The organism is Marinobacter salicampi (genome assembly GCF_011074795.1).
GTDB classification, from domain to species: domain Bacteria; phylum Pseudomonadota; class Gammaproteobacteria; order Pseudomonadales; family Oleiphilaceae; genus Marinobacter; species Marinobacter salicampi.
This window is the reverse complement of sequence record NZ_JAAMPF010000012.1, coordinates 69,096-89,764: the sequence shown is the minus strand read 5'-3', so window position 1 is coordinate 89,764 and position 20,669 is coordinate 69,096. Positions and strand designations below refer to the sequence as shown.

Sequence of the window (20,669 nt, the reverse complement as noted above, 5' to 3'; positions counted from 1 at the left end):
CTTGAGCGCTAACTCCATGAAAGCTTAGCCGTTGCTTTCAGGAACAGCAAGAAAACCTGTAGTCGATATAGGCAGTATGAGAGGTGAATCCCAGACTTCGACACGACGCACCCCCCTGCTGCTCAATAAACCCAGGCCCTGCTGAGATGGGGTGCGCCTCTTGCATCGGGATCCTCAGGAATCCAGCTTCTTCTTTAACAGTTCATTAAACATTTTGGGGTTGCCCTGGCCCCGGGAGGCCTTCATTAACGGACCCATGAATCCGCCCATGAGCTTCTTGCGCTTTTTCTCATCGGCTTCCCGGTATTGCGCGATCTGCTCGTCCATATCGGCCAGCACTTCATCAACGATCTGCTCGAGAGCGCCGGTGTCGGAGACCTGCTTCAGGCCTTTGGCCTCGATCAGGGCATCGACGTCACCCCCTTCTCCCTCCCATAACCCTTCGAACACCTTTTTAGCACCAGTCGAAGATACCGTGCCATCGCTGATACGGAGAATGAGTGTGCCAAACTGCGCAGCGGAAACCGGGCAGTCGGCGAGACTTCTGTCCTCACTGTTCAGGCGTGCGCTGAGTTCCCCCAGCAACCAGTTGGCAGCAAGCTTGGGATCCTTGCCATAGCGTACGGTTTCCTCAAACAGGGCAGCCATCTGCGCACTATTGGCAAGCAGGCCGGCATCGTATTCGGTCAGTCCGTACTCTGACTGGAACCGTGCCTTCCGGGCGTCAGGCAGTTCAGGCAGGCTGCGACGGGCCTGCTCGATAAACTCGTCATCAATCACCACGGGCAGCAGGTCAGGGCAGGGGAAGTAGCGGTAGTCGTTGGCTTCCTCCTTGGTCCGCATGGACCGGGAGGTATTGGTATCGCCGTTGTAGAGTCGCGTTTCCTGGATAATGCGCCCCCCTTCCGTGAGCACATCGATCTGGCGCTCCACCTCCTGGTGGATGGCCTGTTCCATGAAGCGGAAGGAGTTGAGGTTCTTGGTCTCGGTGCGGGTGCCGAGTTCTTCCTGACCCTTTGGGCGAATGGACACGTTTACGTCAAAGCGCAAGGAGCCCTGGGACATGTCACCGTCACAGATCCCCAGGGAGGTGACCAGCCCGTGGAGCTTGCGGGCGAAGGCGACCGCCTCCTCTGAGCTTCGCATGTCTGGTTCAGTGACCACTTCGATCAGCGGTGTGCCTGCCCGGTTCAGATCAATTCCGGTCATGCCGTGATAGTCCTCATGGAGGGACTTGCCGGCGTCTTCTTCCAGGTGGGCATGATGGATTCTCACCCGTTTGGTGGTGCCGTCTTTCAGCTCTATATCCACATGCCCCGGCCCAACAATGGGCTTGGCCAGCTGCGTGGTCTGGTAGCCTTTCGGTAGATCAGGGTAGAAGTAATTCTTCCGTTCGAACACCGAGCGGCGGCAGATCTCAGCGTCAACCGCGAGACCAAACATGACCGCATAGCGAAAGGCCTGTTCATTTGCGACCGGCAAAGTGCCGGGCATGGCCAGGTCAACGGCACTGGCCTGGATGTTGGGCTCGGCACCGTAGGTGGTACTGGAACCGGAGAATATCTTAGTCTGGGTGGCGAGCTGAACATGAATTTCCAGCCCGATCACAACGTCCCATTGCATGGTGTGTTCCTCCTGGGGCGCTCTCGTGGGCGGCCCTGTAAGCTGTTGTGAAAGCGCCTAGCTGGCGGGCGTGAGCCGGTGCCAGTCGGTCAGTTGCTGGTACTGGTGCGCTGCGTTCAGAAGCCGTGCTTCGGAAAAATAGTCACCGATAATCTGCAGTCCCACCGGCAGACCGTCGACGAATCCGGCAGGCAGCGACAGGGCAGGCAGGCCAGCGAGATTGGTTGAAATCGTGAAGATATCCTCCAGGTACATGGTGACCGGGTCGTTGGTCTTCTCGCCCTGGACAAAAGCCGGCGACGGAGTAGTCGGGCTCATGATCACGTCCACCTCTTTGAAAGCCTCGATGAAGTCCTGCTGGATCAGCCGCCGCACCTTCTGCGCCTTGAGATAATAGGCGTCATAGTAGCCCGCAGACAGGGCGTAGGAGCCCACCATGATCCGGCGTTTCACTTCGTCGCCAAAGCCTTCGGCACGGGTCCGGGTATAGAGGTCAAGAAGGTCCTTGGGGTCTTCGCACCGGTACCCGTAGCGAACGCCGTCAAAACGGGAAAGATTGGCAGAGCACTCGGCTGGCGCAATGACATAGTAGGCTGCAATGGCCAGGTTGGCGTGGGGCAGGGAAATGTCCTTCACAGTCGCTCCAAGGCCTTCGTATTCACGGATGGCAGCCCGGATGACTCTGTCCATATCAGGGCTGAGCTGATCCGTGAAGTATTCTCTCGGCAGGCCTATTCGAAGGCCCTTGAGCGGCTCGTTCAGAGTCGCAGTGTAGTCCGGCACCTCCCTGTCGATAGAAGTTGAATCCCTGGGGTCGAAGCCGGCCATGACGTTCAGCATCATGGCGTTGTCCTCTGCTGTCCGCGCCATGGTCCCGCCCTGGTCCAGACTGGATGCGAAAGCGATCATGCCGTAGCGGGAAACCCGGCCGTAGGTGGGTTTAAGGCCGGTAATGCCGCATAGGGCAGCGGGCTGGCGAATGGAGCCTCCGGTATCAGTGGCCGTTGCCGCCGGCACCAGGCGTGCCGCAACCGCCGCCGCCGAACCGCCTGATGAGCCGCCCGGAACCCTGTTCTTTCCCCAGGGGTTGGTGGTGGCGCCAAAATAGCTGGACTCGGTGGACGAACCCATGGCGAACTCGTCCATATTGGTCTTGCCCACACAGACAGCACCGGCATCGCGGAATCGCTGGGTCACTGTCGCATTGTACGGTGGTATGAAATTGGCCAACATGCGGGAGCCGCAGGAAGTCAGGACGCCTTCGGTACAGAAAATGTCCTTGTGGGCGAACGGGACACCTGTCCAGGCGGTGGCCTTACCGTTTTTACGTTGTTCATCGGCGGCGCGGGCATCCGCCAGTGCCCCCTCGGCATTGACCGTAATGAAGCTGTTGAGCTGGCCGTCTTGCTGTTCGATGCGGTCAAGGTAGTGCTGGGTCAGTTCAACACTGGTGATCCGGCCCTCTGCCAGGTCACGGGAGAGTTCGGCTACGGTTTTGTCATGCATGGAAGAATTCCTGGGACGGTTCCTGGATGCCTATATAAAGGACGTACAAAATGCGGTCTGCACGGCGGCCACTTATTCAATGACCCGCGGGACCAGGTAAAGACCATCTTCGGTCGCCGGCGCAATGGCCTGGAAGGCTTCCCGCTGGTTGGTCTCGGTAACGGTATCGGGGCGCAGACGCTGGACCGCATCAAGGGGATGGGCCATGGGTTCGGTCTGGCTGGTATCTGCTGCCTGGAGCTGATCCACCAGATTGAGAATGTTGCCAAGATCTTTCTCAAGGGCACTGACCTGGTCGGTGTCCACCTTGATTCGGGCCAACAGAGCCACTTTTTCTATATCTTCACGGGAAATTGCCACGGGTTGCCTCCCAGATAAATAAAATTACCGTAACAGGCCCGGTTCTCCCCAACAGGCCTGGCAGCCATGATTACCGGGCAAAGGTATCGTCACAGCTTGTAAAGAAAGCCGTCATGGTAACAGATTCAACCCCTACCGGGAGGCCAATTGTTTGCGCCGCCGGCCGCCATGGCCTTATCCGTCTTGCCTGTGGGGGTGCTCGCTGCTAAAGTTGCGCAACACTTCCGCGACTGCTTTTCTCAGGTTGAAATAACACGAATGTTCATTAAACGAATCCGAGGTCTTTTTTCCAGCGATCTTTCCATCGATCTGGGTACGGCAAATACGCTTATTTATGTCCGGGGGCGCGGTATCGTTCTCAATGAGCCATCGGTGGTTGCCATCCGCACAACCAACTCCCAGAAGACGGTCGCGGCCGTAGGTGGCGAAGCCAAGCGAATGCTGGGCCGTACCCCCGGCAACATCACCGCCATTCGTCCCCTCAAGGACGGGGTGATTGCCGACTTCGTAGTTACCGAAAAAATGCTGCAGCATTTTATCCACAAGGTTCACGAGAACAGTTTCATTACCCCGAGCCCCCGCGTGCTGGTCTGTGTGCCGAGCAAATCGACCCAGGTTGAGAAGAAGGCCATTCGCGAGTCGGCACTCGGTGCCGGCGCCCGTGAGGTTTTCCTGATTGAGGAACCGATGGCGGCGGCTATCGGTGCCGGGCTTCCCGTTGAGGAAGCCAGCGGTTCCATGATCGTCGACATTGGTGGTGGCACCACCGAAATCGCCATCATTTCCCTGAACGGCATTGTTTACGCCGAATCGGTTCGGGTTGGCGGAGACAAGTTTGACGAAGCTATCGTGACGTACGTCCGTCGCAACTATGGCAGCCTGATCGGTGATTCAACCGCAGAACGGATCAAGCATGAGATCGGCTGTGCCTATGAAGGCGTGGAAGTTCGCGAGATCGACGTGCGTGGCCGTAATCTGGCCGAAGGCGTGCCCCGTGCCTTTACGCTGAACAGTGAAGAGATTCTGGACGCGCTTCAGGAATCCCTCGCCCAGATCGTCCAGACGGTCAAGAGCGCGCTTGAGCAATCCCCCCCGGAGCTGGCCTCGGACATCGCCGAACGCGGCATTGTGCTGACTGGCGGTGGTGCTCTGCTCCGTGGCCTGGACAAGCTGATCAGTGAAGAGACCGGCCTGCCGGTCATCATCGCCGAGGATCCGCTGACCTGTGTCGCCCGTGGCGGCGGCAAGGCACTGGAAGTCATCGACCGGGGTGGCATTGGTATGTTCTCCCAGGAGGGCTGAGGTTGCTGCCAGCACTCGCCAACCTGACATCAGCTCCGACCCTGCCGCCGCAAGCGACGCTGGAAGCCCCAAGTCTCCAGAACCGCTGCGGCGGTTTTTGCATTGGTGGACGGGAGATCGCTTATTAAGACCATTTTCGTCCAGGGCCCGATACCTGCCCTCCGGCTTTTCCTGGCGCTCGTCCTTTCAACGGCGCTTATAGTGCTTGATACCCGGTTTGAGAAAATGGAAACCGTACGCAGTGTCCTGGGTACCGGTCTCGCCCCGGTTGTCTGGCTTGGCAATGCGCCCGGTGAGCTGACCGGGTGGGTGGCAGGGCTGTTTACGTCACGGGATGATCTGAGCGAAATCAATGATGCCCTGGAAGCAAGGCTTCTCATCCTTGAGCGGCGGGCCATGAAATATGCCGCCCTGGCCCAGGAAAACAATGAATTACGTCGACACCTGAATGCAGCCAGGGCCGTGGATGACCGGGTGGTCCTGGCTGAAATCGTGGGTGTGTCACCCGATCCTTTTTCCCATGAGGTGATCATCGACAAGGGCAGTCGCAATGGGGTTTCTGTGGGCCAGGCGATTCTTGATGCCGATGGTCTGATGGGCCAGATTCGCCAGACCAGCAGTTTTACCTCCCGGGTACTGCTTATTTCAGACAGCAGCCACGCGGTGCCTGTCGAGGTGAACCGCAACGGCCTTCGCGCCGTGCTCCTGGGCACCGGCGAAAGCGATCGCCTGGAGCTTGTCCATGTACCTGATACCGCTGACATTCGTGAAGGGGACATGCTGATCAGTTCCGGTCTCGGCGGTCGCTTCCCCAGGGGTTATCCGGTGGCCGAAGTGGTATCAATCGGCAAAGAGCCTGGCGCACCTTTCATGAGCATCGAGGCCAAGCCAAAAGCCAGTCTGAACCAGAGTCACATGGTTCTGGTGGTTTTCCGGCAACAGGCTGATCCCGAGGACGTTGAGGACCCGGTCGACGACCAGCCTGAAGCTGGGGAGCTGCCCTGATGCTGTCTGTCATCAGTTATCCCGTGTTCGGCTTCAGTGTCATCGTAGCTCTGGTTTTGAGTATTTCACTGTTTCCGGTGGGGTGGTTCGAATTTCGACCGGAGTGGCTCGGGCTGATGGTCTTCTACTGGACCTTTCGCGCACCCGCCCAGTTTGGCATTCTGCTCGCCTGGTGCCTGGGTTTGCTGCTGGATGTGCTGGAAGCTACGCCACTTGGGGTCAACGCGCTGGCCATGGCTCTGATTGCTTTTCTGGTGCTGACCATACACCAGCGCCTGCGCATGTTTCCTCTGCCGCAGCAGTGCCTGATGGTTTTCCTGCTTCTGGGTATCAACCAGATGCTGGTGCATTTCATCAAGCAGTTGTTGGGGGCCGACAACGTCGGCTTCGGCTATCTCTGGCCGGCACTTACCAGCGCATTGATATGGCCTCTGGTCTGCGTTGTCCTTGATAACCTGAATCGAAAACTGGGATAGACACTTGTGCGACCCATTGTTCTGGCTTCGGCCTCCCCCCGGCGTGCCGAGCTGCTTGCCCAGTTGGGGGTGCAGTTCAGTATCTGCCCGGTAGACATTGACGAAACTCCGCTTCCCGGCGAGCGTGCTGACCATTATGTTGAACGGTTGGCCCGGGAAAAGGCTGCAGCAGGGCTGGCGCGAACAGGCTCTGCCAGTGCCCTGGTGCTGGGTTCGGATACCTCGGTGGTATGCGACGGCATGATACTCGGAAAACCTGGGGACGAGTCCGGGGCTCAGGCAATGTTGGCGCGCCTGTCGGGCCGCACCCATGTGGTCATGACCGGCGTCGCGTTGGCTGGAGAGCACGGCTGTTTCGCCCGGCTTGTGACGACGGAAGTCAGGTTCCGTCACTTGAGCGAACAGGAAATCACCGCCTATTGCCGTACCGGCGAGCCTATGGACAAAGCCGGTGCCTATGGCATTCAGGGTAGGGGCGGGGCATTTGTGAGCGGCTTATGGGGCAGCTACAGCGCGGTGGTTGGCCTGCCGCTTGGAGAAACCGCTGGCCTGCTCGCTGATGCGGGCCAGCCGGTCTATATGTACTGGGGTCACACGGAGGAGAGCCGCGATGAGTGAAGAGATCCTGATCAACGTAACACCGGTGGAAACCCGGGTCGCGCTGGTTGAGAACGGCATGCTCCAGGAAGCCTACATAGAGCGTGCCAGCCGTAAGGGTATCGTCGGAAATATCTACAAGGGAAAGGTCGTACGGGTGCTGCCGGGTATGGAGGCCGCCTTTGTGGACGTGGGTCTCGAGCGGGCGGCTTTCATCCATGCGTCTGACGTGGTGAGTGCCGGCGGCCCCGACTCTGCCGTGACCGACGCGCCCAAAACCGTTCCGGACATCCGGACTCTGCTGCGGGAGGGTCAGTCTCTGGTGGTCCAGGCGACCAAGGACCCGATTGGGACCAAGGGCGCGCGACTGACCACCCAGCTTTCCATTCCGTCCCGGTATCTGGTGTTCATGCCAGAAATTCCGCACATCGGTATTTCCCAGCGTATCGAGGACGAAGAGGAGCGCACGCGCCTGAAGTCCATCGTAGAGCAGGGCGCCGCTGCCCTGGGGGACAAAAGCTGCGGTTACATTATCCGGACCGCAGCAGAGGCGGCGTCGGCAGAGGATCTGACCGCTGACATGGCCTATCTGCACCGCCTCAATCAATCCATTCAGGAGCGTATCAGCAGCGCTGCCTTGCCGTCGGTGATCTATCAGGACCTGCCGCTGTTTGTCCGTACCATACGGGACCTGATCCGTCCCCAGACCGAAAAAGTCCGCATTGATTCCCGTGAGAGCTATCAAAGGGTGATGGAATTCGTGGGCGAATTCGTGGTGGAGTTCTCAGACAAGGTTGAGTATTACCCGGGCGAACGCCCCCTGTTCGACCTTTACAGTGTCGAGGATGAGATCCAGAAGGCACTGAGTCGCAAGGTCCAGCTCAAGTCGGGGGGCTATGTGATTATTGACCAGACCGAGGCCATGACCACGATCGACATCAATACCGGCGCTTTCGTGGGCCACCGGAATCTGGAAGAAACGATCTTCAAGACCAACCTGGAGGCTGCACGGGCCATCAGTCGCCAACTCCGGCTGCGCAATCTTGGTGGCATTATCATTATCGACTTCATCGATATGGAGGACCCGGAGCATAAACGCCAGGTTCACAGGATGCTTGAGAAAATGCTTGAGCGGGACCATGCCAAGACCAAGATAACCGGCGTCTCCGAGCTTGGTCTGGTGGAAATGACCCGCAAACGTACCACCGAGAGTCTCGGCCAGATTCTCTGCGAGCCCTGTCCGATCTGCGATGGTCGCGGCTTCCTGAAAACCAGCGAAACGGTCTGTTATGAGATCTTTCGCGAAATTCTCCGGGTGAACCGGGTGTATGATGCCGAAAACTATCTTGTCATGGCGTCACAGAGTGTGGTTGACCGGCTCCTCGACGAAGAGTCCGATAATGTGGCGGATCTGGAAACCTTTATCGAAAAATCCATTCGGTTTCAGGTTGAGGCGTTTTACAGTCAGGAACAGTATGATGTAGTACTGCTCTGACCGCCCTGGTCAGGCACCCGACATCTAACGTTCATCCTTACTGGAGTTACTGTTTTGCATGTCAACGCCACCTGCTGAGTCCGGGTCGGGCAATTCTTTCCTACGCCCTCTGCTGCGCCTCGCTAACCTGGTCTGGTGGCTGGTACTGGTTGTACTCGTGTTACTGGCACTTTACGCAGGGCTTGGCCGTCAGCTGACCCAGCACATCGACAGTTACCGCGACCAGCTCGAACAGAAGCTGTCCCAGGAAGCGGGCCGAAAGATTACCATTGATCAGCTCGACGCAAGCTGGCAATGGCTTGACCCCATCATCAGGGCCGAAGGCCTGACGTTATACCACGAAGATGAGCCCGAACGCGTGCTGGCGGAGCTGCAGCATTTGCGGATTCGCCTTGATACGTTGTCGTCCCTTCTCAGGTTCCGCATTGTCTTTGACGAGTTTGAAGCCGACGGCCTCGACTTCACCCTGACCCGCCGAGAGGCAGGGCCGGTCCAGGTGGGGGGCATCCGGGTGCTGGACCCGAGCGGGCCGAATGAATGGCTTGACCGTCTTGGCAGGATTCTGTCCGACCCCTTTGTCCGCATTACCCGCATCAACCTGGGTCTGAAGGTGCCCAATGAACCCGTGCAGCACGTCGACATCCCCCAGGTTGACCTGATCTACGAGCAGGGCGTCTTCACCGCGACAGGCCGGGCAATGCATTCAGGCTCCACCAACCAGATCGCCAGCTTCATTCTCCAGGGTAAGCATTTTTTTCGCGGCGACTTTGATGGCCAGCTCTATGTCGATCTGGACTCGGGACGGCTTTTTGACGGCATGCTCAGGGGTTATGGCTGGGGCGGCATGGCGCTGCAGGGGTTCGACGTTAAAGGCCAGGGCTGGCTGACCTTCGAGAATGGCGAGCTGGTTCGAGGCAACAGCTTCCTGGACATACCGCACCTGCAACTCAGCGTTGGCAACGAAACCCTCGCCCCCCTTGAAGATATCAGTGCCCAGGTAGGCTGGCGGGCCAGCGAGAACGGCAGCGATACACTGGGGGATCTTCATATCAATGATCTGACCTGGCGATGGGCAGGCACCGAAGCCACGCCATTCAATATCCGAGTGACCCGCAAACCCAATGGCTTCGGGTTGAGCGGAGACCGATGGCCCATGAGGCCTTTGGCGCATCTGGCAACGTCACTACAACTGCTGCCAGCCCAGGCCAGCAACGCGCTGGCAAATTATCAGCCTTCGGGACTGCTCAACGAGGTTCTGTTGTCGGTCGTGGGCTCCGAAGAGGCTCTCGCAGAGCAGGCCCCGACTACGGACTTCCAGTTGACGGCCCAGCTTTCTGATGTGGATGTGGCTGCCTATGGCGGCGCTCCAGGGGCTAGCGGCATTGCCGGGCAGCTGTTTGTAAATCGGGACAGTGGCTGGGTGGAGCTCGACAGCACGGACGCTGAACTCGGCCTCCCGCAACTGTTTACCAGCCCCTGGACGCTGCCGCGCCTGACGGGACGCGTTGCCTGGCTGCTTGAGGGCGGCAGGACGCGGGTATTCTCGGATGACATTCACATAGAGTACCGGGACGATGCCGAGCTGGAGGGTGCCTTTGACCTGTTACTGGAACCGGGCGCAGAAGATGTGCTGGGCTTGCAGGTCAAGCTGTTACGGGGCAATGCCTCTATGCTGGAGGACTTCGTGCCCCCCCGTATCCTGGGTGAGGCACTTTATCGTTGGCTGACGACGGCCATTGAACACGCTCATATCAGTGAAGGCGTATTCTACGGCCACGGGGTCATTGGCGGTAATGGGTCCGAAAACGCTTTCACCACATCCATGCGGTATGACTTTAGCGAGGCTTCGGTACGCTATGATCCTGCCTGGCCCGCGGTCACCGATGTCGCTGGCCATGCCACGGTAAACGGGACCCAGGCGTATGTCGAGCTTGCGTCGGCCAGAACTGCAGGTATTGAACTGCAAGCCACCCGCATCAACGTCACCGAAGGGCCAAGGATTCGTGTTGACACCGGCGCTCAGGTGTCGGGTTCGGTGGCCAGGGACTGGCTGATCCAGACACCCCTTGCCGAGCAACTGGGCGGCGCAGACGAACTGATTACCCTGGCGGGAGACTATGACCTTGTGCTGGGGCTGGAGCTTCCGCTTGGGAGCGAGGCGGAGGTTCAGGTAGATGCCGAGGTGGCCACTGAAAACGGTGAGGTGAGTATTCCGGAGACGGGCCTGGTCTGGTCGGCCATCACCGGTGAGATCAGCTATCAGACGGGTCAGGGGTTTTCTTCAGAACCTTTGAGTGGCCTCTTCCTCGGCCATCCGGTTGATATCCGGTTCGCCGAGGAGCAGGACCGACTGACCGTCAGCCAGCGGGGTCGGACTTCTGTGGCAGACCTGAGCCGCGAGGCGGACTTTCAGCTCCCCGAGTCCGCCGGCATCACAGGCGCTTTTAACTATATAGCGCAACTGGTGCTTGAGCCCGGTGAGGGCGCGGTGGTAACGGTCGAGTCCAGTATGCAGGGTGTCTCAGTGGACTGGCCGACCCCCCTCGACAAGCCTGCTGATAGCGTCGCACCGATGAAACTCTGGGCCAACTGGCGTGGTGACGACCTCAAGCTGTTCGGCCATTGGGAGGAGCGCCTCGCCGGCCGGTTGAGCTGGCGGGCAGGAGCTTTTCAACGTGGGCGACTATCCGTTGGCTCGGGCACCGCCGACCTGCCGGACGATCAGGGGCTCGAAATCGAAGCTGATTTCGGAACCCTGGATGTCAGCCAGTGGCAGGACCGACAGCAGGCATTGCAGGGTGACAAGCTGCCAGAGCCCGGAAAATCCGGACCGGGTGTGCCTGAGTGGGTCAGCCGTATCAGGATCAGCGCAGATCAGCTCCTGGTTGCCGGAGAGTCCTTTCCCGGAGCCTCTGTCGTTGCCACTCCTGAGGGTGGCCGCTGGGTGTTCGATGTCGACTCCGAGCACGCCGCAGGTACTGTGATGCTGCCCGCGGATGATACCGAGCAGGTTGTCATCAACCTCAGCCATCTCACCCTTGAAGAGAGCGAAAACCCGGACGAGGGCGACGTCCCGGCGCCAGATGAGCCTGCTGCCGAGGTCGCGGGTAACTTTCAGGCCTGGGGTGTGGGAAAGTGGCCAGGGATGAGGGTGAACGTGGACGCTTTTGCCCGAGGCACCCGCCGGTTTGGCGCCTGGTCATTTGACCTTGAACCCCAGAGCGACGTGCTTTATCTGAAGAATTTGCGGGGGGCGCTGGCGGACCTGCGCTTCAATGGCGAAATGTCCTGGCGTGACTTGCCTGATGGCGAACAAACGCAGCTTACCGGACGGCTGGAAGGTGGCAGTCTGGAGGGCCTGTCAAGCGCACTGCGGGGTGAGGTGCCTCTGAAGAACAAGAAAACCATGGTGGAAATGGAACTGGCCTGGCCAGGGGGGCCTGCCAATGCCAGTCCGCCGGCGATGGACGGCACCATCAGCCTGCGGCTTGACGAAGGGGTTATCCTGGAAAGTAACAACACCGCCCAGCTTTTCCGGGTATTCAACCTGCTCAATTCCGATACTATCTGGCGCCGGCTGAAGCTGGATTTCTCCGACCTCTATGAGGCTGGCGTGGCTTTCGATGCGGTTTCCGGCAAGGCTGCGCTGGGTGACGGGTTTTTTCACTGGCAACCGGAGCTGCAGATCGCCGGGCCTTCCGGAGCATTCAAGCTTTCCGGCAGCAGTAACCTGATCGAGGAAACGCTGGACATGAGGTTGGTAGTGGTCCTGCCGCTGACCCAAAACCTGCCCCTTGCGGCGCTTTTGATGGGGGCCTCTGCACCTATTGGCGGTGCACTGTTTGTGCTCGATAAAATTCTGGGCGACCCGTTGAGTAAACTCACCAGCGCCACCTATAGTGTTAAAGGAACCTGGGGTAATCCGGAAGTGAGCTTGCGCAACGTGTTTGATACTGGCAAGTGACTGTAACGGTGTGGCGCTCGCACACACTGAGGGAAGGCTGGAGTGTGGTTATGACAGAACAGGGGAAGTGTGCGGTAGCAGCCATTCAGATGGTAAGCGGCCACGATATCGATGCGAACCTGGCAGAGGCCAGTCGCCTGCTTGCAGGAGCGGCCCAGTCAGGTGCCGGGGTGGCCGTTCTGCCGGAAAATTTTGCCGTGCTCAGTACCCCTAAAATGCTATCCCAGGGTCGCAGGGAAGTAGACAACACGGGAACTGTGCGCAGCTTTCTGGCAGATCAGGCTGCCAGCCTTGGGCTGTGGATTGTTGGCGGATCCATGCCCATCGGCGCCCGCCCTGATGGCCAGGTGATTAGTGAAAGGGTCAGGGCCAGTTGTTTGGTGTTCGATGACACCGGCGCAGAGGTGGCCCGCTACGATAAAGTGCATTTGTTTGACGCCATGGTGGAGGACGACCATGGCCAGTATCGGGAATCGGATACCTTTGAACCTGGCAGCGAGGTGGTCACAGTGGACACCCCCGCTGGCGTGCTCGGTCTGGCGATTTGCTACGATCTGCGCTTTCCCGAGCTGTTCCGGGCCCTGAGGGCCAAAGGCGCTGACTGGATTTCCTTGCCCAGCGCCTTTACCTATGCCACCGGTGAAGCCCATTGGCACGCCCTGTTACGGGCACGAGCCATAGAGAATCAGGTCTGGATGGTGGCTCCGGGGCAGGGCGGACAGAACGCGCCCCGGCGGCGCACCTATGGTCACTCACTAATTTGTGACCCCTGGGGCAAGATCGTGACGGAGATGGGCGAGGGGCCGGGGCTGGTGCTGGCCGAGCTTGACAGGCGAAGGCTGGATGAGGTTAGAGAGCGCATGCCGGTCTGGAGCCACCGCCGGCTCTAGTGTTCCGTCTTTCCGATTCCCGGCCCGGCACCTGATCAATAAGTCTTCGCTCAACCGTTGTCCCGCTCAATGCACTCCCGCAGGTAACGGAACAGTTTCCTGAACTGACCTGAATCGGTTCCTTTTTCAGCATCTCGGCGGGCGTTACGAACCAGGTTGCGCAGGTGCTGGACATCCGTTTCAGGGCAGTACTCAACGAAGCTGCCCACGGCGCCATCACCTTCGGCAATCAGGCGGTCGCGCCAGCGCTCGGCCAGATGCAGCCGGCGGGTGTGTTCCTCGCTACCGGCATCAAAGGCCTCAACGGCTTTTTGCAGACCCTCAAAGTCCTCTTCCTGCCGGATGATCTTACCCACGTACTGCAAATGGCGGCGCTTGGCTTCGTTCTGTCGAATGCGCCTGGATTCAACGATTGCCGCTCTCAGGGTGTCGCTCATGGTCAGCGTGGCCAGTTGGTCAGGCCGAAGCTCCATAAGATGCTTGCCCAGAGCCTGGAGTGCATGCATTTCCCGTTTTACCTGGGATTTACTTTTACCAGGCTCGTCCTGTGACGCTTCCGGGGCATTATGATCAGTCATGACATGGTTCGCTTTTATTCGGTCGTCAGAAAAAGTGTTCAGCATGGTCGCAGAGCCACCAGCCGGAGAACAGAGCTATCAGCGCCGGAATATTCCATCATCCATAGAAAATGGTGGCTAGACCCAGGAATGCCATGAACCCGACCACATCGGTCACCGTTGTCAGGATGACACCGCCGGCCAGTGCCGGATCGATATTACGTGACTTCAGGAACAGCGGTAGCACGGTGCCGACGATGGCTGCCGCTACCAGGTTTATGATCAGGGCCGCGGCAATGACCGCGCCGATAAGCGGGTCGCCGAACCAGACTGTGGCCGCCACCGAGACCACCAGGGCCCACAGTAACCCGTTCAGGGCGCCTGAGAAGAACTCACGGTTGAGCAGCCAGCCAATATTGGCACCGGAGATCTGGCCCACCGCCATGCCTCGAATGACCAGGGTCAGGGTCTGGCTGCCGGCGATGCCTCCCATGCTGGCAACGATGGGCATGAGTACCGCCAACGCCACGACTTTCTCAATGGTCCCCTCGAACAGCCCAATAACAGAAGCTGCGATAAAAGCCGTAATGAGGTTGATACCAAGCCAGACGGCCCGTCGCCGGGTGGTTTTCATGATGGGGGCGAAAGTGTCTTCGTCTTCGTCAAGGCCGGCAAGGCTCATCAGGGAATGATCCGCATCCTCACGGATAACATCGACAACATCGTCAATGGTGATGCGACCCAGAAGCTTGCCGCCCTCGCCAACAACCGGTGAAGAAATAAGATCGTAACGCTCGAAAAGCGTGGCAACCTGGGTGTCTGCCATGGTGACCGGTATGGGCTCGATATCCGTATCCATGACTTCCCGCACGGTCGCGCTCGGGTTCGACACCAGCATTTTGGTAATCGCCAACACGCCAACGTACTCATCCCGTCTGCTTACCACAATCAGGCTGTCAGTCATGGGGGGCAGGCTGCGATGGCGCCTGAGGTAGCGCAGAACCACATCGATGGTCAGGTCCGGACGTACCGTTATGGTATCCGTATTCATCAGGCCGCCGGCAGTGTCCTCCGGGTAGGCGAGCACTTCCTCAACCCGTTGCCGGTCCTGCTCGTCCATGGTGTCGAGCACTTCCTGAATGACCGTATCCGGCAGCTGCTGAAGTAAGTCGGCAAGGTCATCGGATTCAAAGTCTTCGATGATGCTGGCCAGTTCCTGAGCATTGAGTTTGCTCAGGAAATAACCACGGATATCATCGTTCAGGTACTGGAGAACCTCACCTTCAAGGTTCTTGTCGACCAGGTTCCATAGCAGGGCACGCTGACGGGGCGGCGAAGATTCCAGCAGGTGAGCAATATCGCTGGGGCTTAGGCCGCCATTGAGGATGCGTGAAACCTGTTGCAGTGCGCCGCTGTCCAGTGCTTCGCCAAGAGAACGAAGGCGCTGACGGGCCTGGCTTTTTTCCAGAATCTCTGCCATGTCTCACCCAGGAATGACCTGACAACTTACTGCCTTGGCGGAGAACAAAATCCGGGCAGGTATGATGCCAGCGTGGATAGATCATTGTTACCAATGATGCGTTCGCTTTGGTAACTGCGGGACGTTTAGGACCCGCGTTATTTCAAAACGCTCTGATTATAGCGGAGTTACGGCTCAAAGGTGAGGTGCTTGGGTAAGTGAATGCCACACAACCGGAAGTTTATTCGCCCTCGCCGAAGTAGTCCCCGATCAATTCCGTGAGCGCATCCCTTGCATCGGTTTCGTCCGGGCCGTCAATGATCAGTTCGATCTCGGTCCCGCGGCTGGCGGCAAGCATCATGACCGCCATGATGCTCTTGCCATCCACTTCACGGTCATCCTTGGCGATGTGGATCTGGCTTCTGAACTGACTGGCGGTGCCCACAAGTTTGGCGGCAGCGCGGGCATGCAGGCCGAGTTTGTTGATAATGGTAACGGGCTGGCGAATCATAACGGCAATCAGGACTCGGTAGGCTTTATATGGGGCAACTCGGTGTGACGGATCTGGACGTTGCGGTAATGCCTGGAAAAGTGCCTGCCAAGCTGTTCGCTCAGATAGACGGACCGGTGCTGGCCTCCGGTGCAGCCAATAGAGATTGTCATATAGCTGCGGTTACTTTTGGCAAAGGCGGGCAGCCACGTTTCAAGCAGCTTGGTGACATCATCGATCATCTGACTCGTGAGCGGTTCCTGCTCAAGAAAGGCGATAACCGGCTCGTCGAGCCCGGTGAACTGACGCAGACTGGTATCCCAGTAGGGGTTGGGCAGACAGCGGACATCGAAGACATAATCTGAGTCGACCGGAACCCCATGCTTGTAGCCAAAGGACTGGAAGAGCAGGGCCATTTCCTGCTCTCGGCGGCCCACAATCCGCTGCTTGACCATATCCCTGAGTTCGTACATTGAAAGCCCTGTGGTATCCACATGCAGGTCGGCCAGCTTGGCCAGGGGTTCAAGCAGGGATTTCTCATGGGCAATGGCTTCACGCAATGAGCGGCGGTCGTTGCTGAGAGGGTGTTTGCGACGGGTGGCATGGAAGCGTTGCAGCAGCGACTGGTCGCTTGCATCCAGATACAAAATCTCTACCTTGGGACCGGCACTGATGAGCTTGTCGTACATCTGCTCGAAATTGGCGATCTCGTCAGAGAGATTGCGGGCATCGATACTGACGGCGATCTTGTTGAGCCGCTCGGGGTCGCCGTGATTGGCTGCTTCCTGGGTAAGTGGGAACAGCAGCCCTATGGGCAGATTGTCGATGCAGTAATAGCCAAGGTCCTCCAGCACATGCAGTGCCGTACTCTTGCCTGAGCCGGACCGGCCGCTGACAATAATCAGTTTCATACAATACCTCAGGTCGCAAACTGGTTGGGCTCAGGTCTGCTCAATCATGCGCCGGTAGAGGCTCTCCCCGTCAGTACACTGGCGCAGCTGGTCACAGAAACTGCGTTCATTGAATTTCTCGGCAAGCTGACTGAGAAGCTCAAGGTGCTCACTGGTCGCTTCCTTCGGCACGATCAGAGCAAAAAGAATATCCACAGGCTGGTTATCAATGGCATCGAATGCGACACCCTGGTCCAGGGTAACCAGTGAACCGATCACCTGCTTGCAATCGTCAAGCCGGCAGTGCGGGATGGCGATGCCCTGGCCAATGCCTGTGCTACCCAGGCGTTCCCGGGCAACCAGGTTGTTAAAGGTCTGGGCTTCGCTGAGTTCCGGGTAGTGTTTTCCTACCTGGCCCGCGATAAATTCCAGAATGCGCTTTTTACTACTGCCACTAACACGGCAATGCGTCAGTTCCGGTCTCAGAATAGTGTCGATAGTCAGTGATGTGTCCGTCATGTAGAGACGCGTTTCCGTAAAAAAGCTGCGGCACATTCAAGGTGCCGCAGCGAGAACCAGCCGTACAGGTGAGGTTGGGACCCTAGCGGGCCGCCGCACCGTGCATACGATCAACCTTTTTTTCCTTGTGCTTGAGGATCTGTCGATCCAGCTTGTCCACAAGGGCATCTATTGCTGCGTACATATCCGTGTTTTCAGCCTTGGCGTGAATCTCTCCACCGATCACATGCAACGTCGCTTCCGCCATCTGGCGCACCTTTTCCACCTCAAGCGTCACCTGACAATTACTGATGTGGTCAAAGTGTCGCTCGAGACGTTCGAATTTCTCATTCACATAATCTTTGAGTGCGGGAGTCAAATCGACGTGGTGACCTGAAATATTGAGTTGCATAGGCTTCTCCTGTTGTCGTCATGCCGGGCATCTGGCACCCGGCGATCTGCCTGGGCCAGGTGGCCCGCGGCATAAACTCCTGACGGGGCGTCAAACTGGGCATTGGTGCTGGCGCGCCGACGGCTGCCCAAGAGTGAACCCTTTGATTCCGGGTTTCAAACCAGCCTTTTACGCTCGTTTGAAGGCGGTATCTGCATGGCCTCGCGGTATTTGGCGACCGTGCGCCTCGCGACTTTGATGCCCTGCTCACCAAGCACCGCAGCGAGTTTGCTGTCGCTCAGGGGCTTTTTGGGTGTTTCTCCCGCAATCAGTTTTTTGATCATGGCACGGATTGCGGTCGAGGAACACTCCCCACCTTCGTCGGTACTCACATGACTGGAGAAAAAGTACTTCAGTTCGAATATGCCGCGGGGGGTGTGCATGTATTTCTGGGTTGTTACCCTTGAGATTGTCGATTCATGCATCTCCACTGCCTGGGCAATGTCCGACAGGATCAGCGGCTTCATGGATTCCTCGCCATGATCAAGGAACCCCTGCTGATGCTCTACGATACGGGTCGCCACTTTCAGCAGGGTTTCATTACGGCTCTGAAGACTTTTGATGAACCACTTGGCTTCCTGTAACTGGTCGCGCATGTAGGTGTTGTCGGCGCTGCTGTCTGCACGCTTGATCAGCGACGCATAGCTGGCATTAACCCGGATGCGCGGCGCAATTTCAGGATTGAGCTCGACCCGCCAGCGGCCGCTGACTTTCCGAACGATCACATCAGGGATCACGTAGTCGGGTTCGGTGCGGTCCACGGAATCCCCCGGTCGGGGATTCAGGGCGGTGATCAGGCCCAATACCGATTTAAGCTGGTCTTCCTTCAACCGGCTCCGGCGTAGCAGCTGGGCATAGTCACGGTTGCCGAGCAGATTCAGATAGTGGGTAATCACAAGCTTGGCCTGGGGTAGCCAGGGAGTCTCCGGTGGCATCTGGCCGAGCTGGATAAGCAGGCACTCCTGCAGATCCCTGGCGAACACGCCGGGCGGGTCAAAGTGCTGCAGGCGCCGGAGTACCGCGGCTACCTCGTCCAGCTCAAGGGGGTCTTCATCCTGCTCTTCCACTAGCCCCAGATGGATGTCCTCAAGGGTGGACATCAGGTAGCCCCGGTCATCCACGGCGTCCAGCAGCGCATGGGCAATGGCCCGGTCGCGATCGGTCATGGGCGTCAGGTTGAGCTGCCATTCCAGATGATCCTGAAGCGTTTCAGTGGGGGAGTTACGGGTTTCGAAGTCGTTATCGTTCTCGTCGTCGTTACGGGCCGCTGGCGCCGGAGCCGACTGGTAAATGTCATCCCAGGCGGTATCAACGGGAAGGTCATCCGGTATGTCATTCTCGGTAGACCAGTCCGGTCCGTTCTCGGATTCATCCCAGCTGGTCTCGACTGGCTCAGCTTCGGACGCTGAGTCCTTGGCTTCGTTGCCGAGATCCGGCGTGTCCTCGGCGCTTTCCTGGGCCGCCTCGTTCTGCTCATCCTCTTCCGGGGTTTCCAGCATGGGATTGGACTCCAGCGCCTGCTGGATTTCCTGCTGAAGATCAAGCGTGGAGAGCTGGAGAAGCCGGATCGCCTGTTGCAGCTGGGGTGTCATGGTCAGGCTTTGACCCAGCTTTAACTGAAGGGAGGCTTTCATTACCATGGTTTGAGTTCCGTCACCCGTTTACTTCCACTACAACGAAAAAGGTGTTGCTTCTTGGCGACTTGCCAATACAAGCAATTTCTTTGCCGAGTGTACTTGTTTGATGGGGGGCAAGACAACGAGTCACTCCTGGGCTTGGGTAAAAGTTTCTCATAAGGTGAAAAGGCGGGGCCGGATTTAAAGCCTGAACTCGTTGCCGAGATAGACTTCCTTGACCTGCTGATTGGCCATAATTTCTTCCGCGTGGCCAGACGCAATGATGTGGCCGCCACTGACAATATACGCGGTTTCACAGATATCTAATGTTTCGCGCACGTTATGATCTGTAATCAAAACGCCGATGCCTTTGTCCCGCAGGTGGCGGATAATCTGCTTGATGTCGCTGACAGAGATCGGGTCCACCCCGGCGAAGGGCTCGTCAAGCAGAATAAAGGCGGGCTCGATGGCCAGGGCCCGGGCAATCTCCACCCGCCGTCTTTCACCACCGGACAGCGCCATGCCCAGGCTATCCCGGATATGGGTGATGTGGAATTCATCCAGCAGGGCTTCCAGCTTTTTTTCGCGATCAGCGCGCTTCATGCCCTTGCGGGTTTCAAGGATCGCCATGATGTTGTCCCGCACCGTCAATTTGCGGAACACCGACGCTTCCTGCGGCAGGTAGCCGATGCCCTGGCGGGCGCGGCCGTGCATGGGCAGCGGCGTGATGTCTTTCTCGTCAATGGTAATGCGGCCGTTGTCCGCAGGCACCAGCCCCACGATCATATAGAAACAGGTGGTCTTGCCCGCACCGTTGGGACCGAGCAGCCCGACGATTTCGCCGCTGCGTATCTCAACAGATACGTCGATGACCACTTTCTTCTGCTTGTAGGCTTTTGCCAGGTTGCTCGCTCTGAGTACCGCCATCAGGGCTGTATCCTGTTTTCCGGATGTGACTTTAACAAGTTACTGTCCACCATCGGCTTCATTACCCTGCCGTGGCTGGATGATCATTTCAACACGGCCGGAGCCCTCGCCATCTCGCGGGCCACCTTCTGCGGTAACCACTCTTTCGGCGGTATCATAGAGTATCCGATTGCCGCGAAACAGATTGCTGCCCTGCTCGATGACGGCCTCCCGTTCGAGAATAAGCTGGTTTTCGCGGGCGGCGAAAGTGATGGTCAGGGCCTTTGCATCCGTGCTGGCCTGTTCACCAACCGCCGGCTGCTGATACCGGGCAGGACTGCCAAAGGCCTCGATGCGGGTAAGGCCTTCGGAGTCCCGGTACAAAAGGACCCTATCTGCGGTCAGCCTGGTCTCGTTCTGGGTAACAATGACATCGCCGGTGTATGTGGCAACGCCCTGGCCATCATCAAGCCTGGCGGTGTCTGCATTGACCGTGATCGGAGCATCGGAGTCCAGATTGAAAGCGCCAGCCCCCAGGGGAGCCCCTAGACACATCAGAAGAACGGCTACCCGTGAGATCATTT

Annotated in this window: 19 protein-coding genes; 7 read left to right on the top strand and 12 right to left on the bottom strand. The window is 58.2% G+C overall.

Annotated features, from left to right (window positions below; translation table 11 throughout):
- Window positions 1–174: 174 nt before the first annotated feature.
- From gatB to gatC, 3 genes are all read right to left on the bottom strand, one after another.
- Complete coding sequence (gatB, locus tag G7W63_RS05145) at window positions 175–1,623, bottom strand: Asp-tRNA(Asn)/Glu-tRNA(Gln) amidotransferase subunit GatB (protein ID WP_166254112.1); 1,449 nt, start codon at window positions 1,621–1,623, stop codon at window positions 175–177.
- Window positions 1,624–1,680: 57 nt separating this feature from the next.
- Window positions 1,681–3,129, bottom strand: a complete 1,449-nt coding sequence (gatA, locus tag G7W63_RS05140; RefSeq protein WP_166254109.1) for an Asp-tRNA(Asn)/Glu-tRNA(Gln) amidotransferase subunit GatA — start codon at window positions 3,127–3,129, stop codon at window positions 1,681–1,683.
- A 72-nt stretch (window positions 3,130–3,201) separates the two neighbouring features.
- Window positions 3,202–3,489 carry an Asp-tRNA(Asn)/Glu-tRNA(Gln) amidotransferase subunit GatC gene (gene gatC, locus G7W63_RS05135; RefSeq protein ID WP_166254106.1) on the bottom strand — a complete coding sequence of 96 codons (288 nt, stop codon included), beginning with the start codon at window positions 3,487–3,489 and terminating at the stop codon, window positions 3,202–3,204.
- Window positions 3,490–3,747: 258 nt separating this feature from the next.
- Here gatC and G7W63_RS05130 point away from each other — a divergent pair, with 258 nt between their 5' ends.
- The 7 genes from G7W63_RS05130 to G7W63_RS05100 all read left to right on the top strand — a co-directional run bounded on the left by G7W63_RS05130 (window position 3,748) and on the right by G7W63_RS05100 (window position 13,218).
- Window positions 3,748–4,791, top strand: a complete 1,044-nt coding sequence (locus tag G7W63_RS05130; RefSeq protein ID WP_166254104.1) for a rod shape-determining protein — start codon at window positions 3,748–3,750, stop codon at window positions 4,789–4,791.
- 132 nt (window positions 4,792–4,923) lie between these two features.
- A complete protein-coding gene (gene mreC / locus G7W63_RS05125) occupies window positions 4,924–5,796 on the top strand; it encodes a rod shape-determining protein MreC (RefSeq protein WP_166255065.1) in 873 nt (290 codons plus the stop codon).
- Window positions 5,796–6,272: a rod shape-determining protein MreD gene (gene mreD, locus G7W63_RS05120; protein WP_166254102.1), complete on the top strand. Its 477-nt coding sequence runs from the start codon at window positions 5,796–5,798 to the stop codon at window positions 6,270–6,272. Before mreC ends, mreD begins: the two co-directional genes overlap by 1 nt.
- A 6-nt stretch (window positions 6,273–6,278) precedes the next feature.
- Window positions 6,279–6,890: a Maf family protein gene (locus G7W63_RS05115; protein ID WP_166254100.1), complete on the top strand. Its 612-nt coding sequence runs from the start codon at window positions 6,279–6,281 to the stop codon at window positions 6,888–6,890.
- Window positions 6,883–8,364, top strand: a complete 1,482-nt coding sequence (rng, locus tag G7W63_RS05110; protein ID WP_166254098.1) for a ribonuclease G — start codon at window positions 6,883–6,885, stop codon at window positions 8,362–8,364. Before G7W63_RS05115 ends, rng begins: the two co-directional genes overlap by 8 nt.
- Before the next feature lie 58 nt (window positions 8,365–8,422).
- Complete coding sequence (locus tag G7W63_RS05105; protein ID WP_166254096.1) at window positions 8,423–12,328, top strand: YhdP family protein; 3,906 nt, start codon at window positions 8,423–8,425, stop codon at window positions 12,326–12,328.
- Window positions 12,329–12,378: 50 nt separating this feature from the next.
- Complete coding sequence (locus G7W63_RS05100; protein ID WP_166254095.1) at window positions 12,379–13,218, top strand: carbon-nitrogen hydrolase family protein; 840 nt, start codon at window positions 12,379–12,381, stop codon at window positions 13,216–13,218.
- 50 nt (window positions 13,219–13,268) lie between these two features.
- On the opposite strand, the gene yjgA is transcribed toward G7W63_RS05100, so the two are convergent.
- The 9 genes from yjgA to lptA all read right to left on the bottom strand — a co-directional run bounded on the left by yjgA (window position 13,269) and on the right by lptA (window position 20,667).
- Window positions 13,269–13,796: a ribosome biogenesis factor YjgA gene (yjgA, locus tag G7W63_RS05095; protein WP_166254093.1), complete on the bottom strand. Its 528-nt coding sequence runs from the start codon at window positions 13,794–13,796 to the stop codon at window positions 13,269–13,271.
- Between the two features lie 97 nt (window positions 13,797–13,893).
- On the bottom strand, window positions 13,894–15,255 hold the full coding sequence (mgtE, locus tag G7W63_RS05090) for a magnesium transporter (protein WP_166254091.1): 1,362 nt from the start codon (window positions 15,253–15,255) through the stop codon (window positions 13,894–13,896).
- Window positions 15,256–15,475: 220 nt separating this feature from the next.
- Window positions 15,476–15,745, bottom strand: coding sequence for an HPr family phosphocarrier protein (locus G7W63_RS05085; RefSeq protein ID WP_166254089.1), 270 nt, complete (start codon window positions 15,743–15,745; stop codon window positions 15,476–15,478).
- An 8-nt stretch (window positions 15,746–15,753) separates the two neighbouring features.
- Window positions 15,754–16,635, bottom strand: a complete 882-nt coding sequence (gene rapZ, locus G7W63_RS05080) for an RNase adapter RapZ (RefSeq protein ID WP_166254087.1) — start codon at window positions 16,633–16,635, stop codon at window positions 15,754–15,756.
- A 30-nt stretch (window positions 16,636–16,665) separates the two neighbouring features.
- Window positions 16,666–17,133: a PTS IIA-like nitrogen regulatory protein PtsN gene (gene ptsN / locus G7W63_RS05075; protein WP_166254085.1), complete on the bottom strand. Its 468-nt coding sequence runs from the start codon at window positions 17,131–17,133 to the stop codon at window positions 16,666–16,668.
- Window positions 17,134–17,215: 82 nt separating this feature from the next.
- Entirely contained in the window at window positions 17,216–17,524 is a 309-nt protein-coding gene (hpf, locus tag G7W63_RS05070; RefSeq protein WP_166254084.1) for a ribosome hibernation promoting factor, read from the bottom strand.
- Between the two features lie 155 nt (window positions 17,525–17,679).
- Window positions 17,680–19,197 (bottom strand): RNA polymerase factor sigma-54, encoded by a 1,518-nt coding sequence (locus G7W63_RS05065; protein ID WP_166255060.1) that lies wholly within the window; start codon window positions 19,195–19,197, stop codon window positions 17,680–17,682.
- A 183-nt stretch (window positions 19,198–19,380) separates the two neighbouring features.
- The gene (gene lptB / locus G7W63_RS05060; protein ID WP_166254083.1) at window positions 19,381–20,106 is read right to left on the bottom strand and encodes an LPS export ABC transporter ATP-binding protein; all 726 of its coding nucleotides are present in this window, start codon (window positions 20,104–20,106) and stop codon (window positions 19,381–19,383) included.
- Window positions 20,107–20,145: 39 nt separating this feature from the next.
- Window positions 20,146–20,667: a lipopolysaccharide transport periplasmic protein LptA gene (gene lptA / locus G7W63_RS05055; RefSeq protein WP_166254082.1), complete on the bottom strand. Its 522-nt coding sequence runs from the start codon at window positions 20,665–20,667 to the stop codon at window positions 20,146–20,148.
- Window positions 20,668–20,669: the final 2 nt, after the last annotated feature.

Bases quoted from the DNA above. Each gene is read 5' to 3' on its own strand.
- gatB (WP_166254112.1), bottom strand. From the start codon at position 1,623: ATGCAATGGGACGTTGTGATCGGGCTGGAAATTCATGTTCAGCTCGCC.
- gatA (WP_166254109.1), bottom strand. From the start codon at position 3,129: ATGCATGACAAAACCGTAGCCGAACTCTCCCGTGACCTGGCAGAGGGC.
- G7W63_RS05130 (WP_166254104.1), top strand. From the start codon at position 3,748: ATGTTCATTAAACGAATCCGAGGTCTTTTTTCCAGCGATCTTTCCATC.
- mreD (WP_166254102.1), top strand. From the start codon at position 5,796: ATGCTGTCTGTCATCAGTTATCCCGTGTTCGGCTTCAGTGTCATCGTA.
- rng (WP_166254098.1), top strand. From the start codon at position 6,883: ATGAGTGAAGAGATCCTGATCAACGTAACACCGGTGGAAACCCGGGTC.
- G7W63_RS05105 (WP_166254096.1), top strand. From the start codon at position 8,423: ATGTCAACGCCACCTGCTGAGTCCGGGTCGGGCAATTCTTTCCTACGC.
- G7W63_RS05100 (WP_166254095.1), top strand. From the start codon at position 12,379: ATGACAGAACAGGGGAAGTGTGCGGTAGCAGCCATTCAGATGGTAAGC.
- yjgA (WP_166254093.1), bottom strand. From the start codon at position 13,796: ATGACTGATCATAATGCCCCGGAAGCGTCACAGGACGAGCCTGGTAAA.
- mgtE (WP_166254091.1), bottom strand. From the start codon at position 15,255: ATGGCAGAGATTCTGGAAAAAAGCCAGGCCCGTCAGCGCCTTCGTTCT.
- G7W63_RS05085 (WP_166254089.1), bottom strand. From the start codon at position 15,745: ATGATTCGCCAGCCCGTTACCATTATCAACAAACTCGGCCTGCATGCC.
- rapZ (WP_166254087.1), bottom strand. From the start codon at position 16,635: ATGAAACTGATTATTGTCAGCGGCCGGTCCGGCTCAGGCAAGAGTACG.
- ptsN (WP_166254085.1), bottom strand. From the start codon at position 17,133: ATGACGGACACATCACTGACTATCGACACTATTCTGAGACCGGAACTG.
- hpf (WP_166254084.1), bottom strand. From the start codon at position 17,524: ATGCAACTCAATATTTCAGGTCACCACGTCGATTTGACTCCCGCACTC.
- G7W63_RS05065 (WP_166255060.1), bottom strand. From the start codon at position 19,197: ATGAAAGCCTCCCTTCAGTTAAAGCTGGGTCAAAGCCTGACCATGACA.
- lptB (WP_166254083.1), bottom strand. From the start codon at position 20,106: ATGGCGGTACTCAGAGCGAGCAACCTGGCAAAAGCCTACAAGCAGAAG.
- lptA (WP_166254082.1), bottom strand. From the start codon at position 20,667: ATGATCTCACGGGTAGCCGTTCTTCTGATGTGTCTAGGGGCTCCCCTG.